The sequence below is a fragment of the Pseudomonas sp. WS 5010 genome, from assembly GCF_012985565.1.
Taxonomy (GTDB): Bacteria; Pseudomonadota; Gammaproteobacteria; order Pseudomonadales; family Pseudomonadaceae; genus Aquipseudomonas.
Map to the genome: position 1 here is coordinate 1 of NZ_JAAQWQ010000040.1, position 518 is coordinate 518.

1 protein-coding gene and 1 pseudogene are annotated in these 518 nt (G+C 65.4%); both read left to right on the forward strand.

What is annotated here, in order from left to right; all coding sequences use genetic code 11:
• A pseudogene (locus tag HBO11_RS28480) lies at positions 1 to 163 on the forward strand (IS21 family transposase); the annotation flags it as partial.
• On the forward strand, positions 156 to 518 hold a 363-nt coding region (locus HBO11_RS28485; protein WP_170059077.1), incomplete at its 3' end, for an ATP-binding protein. The pseudogene HBO11_RS28480 and the gene HBO11_RS28485, both read left to right, overlap by 8 nt.

The following is a 518-nucleotide window of genomic DNA, read 5'->3' on the forward strand; positions in this document are numbered from 1 at the left end:
CAGCCTGAGCGCCGAACACATCCTCAATGTCGTGGCGCGCCTGGCCGCGACCGAACCACCACCCAGCGTCGAAACCCACTTGTCGCTCAAGGAAGCCCCCGTCGCTAACACGGCGCGCTACGACCGCCTGCGTGGCCAGACCGAGGAGATCGGTCATGCGTGATTTGATGGCGGAACTCAAGGAGCTGCGCCTGCACGGCATGGCCACGGCCTGGGCGGAGTTGACTGCGCAGGGTGAGTCGAACACAGCCTCGTCCAAGTTGCTGCTCGACCACCGGCTGGAACAAGAGCACACAGATCGCGACATGCGCTCGGTGAACCACCAGATGAACATTGGCAAGCGGGCGATGCACCGCGAGCTGGCCGGCTTCGACTTCAGCGCCTCCAGCGCCGACGCGCGCTTGATCAGCGAGCTGGCCAACCTGAGCTTTACCGACACCGCGCAGAACGTGGTGCTGATCGGGGGCCCAGGCACCGGCAAAACCCACCTAGCCACCGCGCTGGCCGTGTCCGGCATC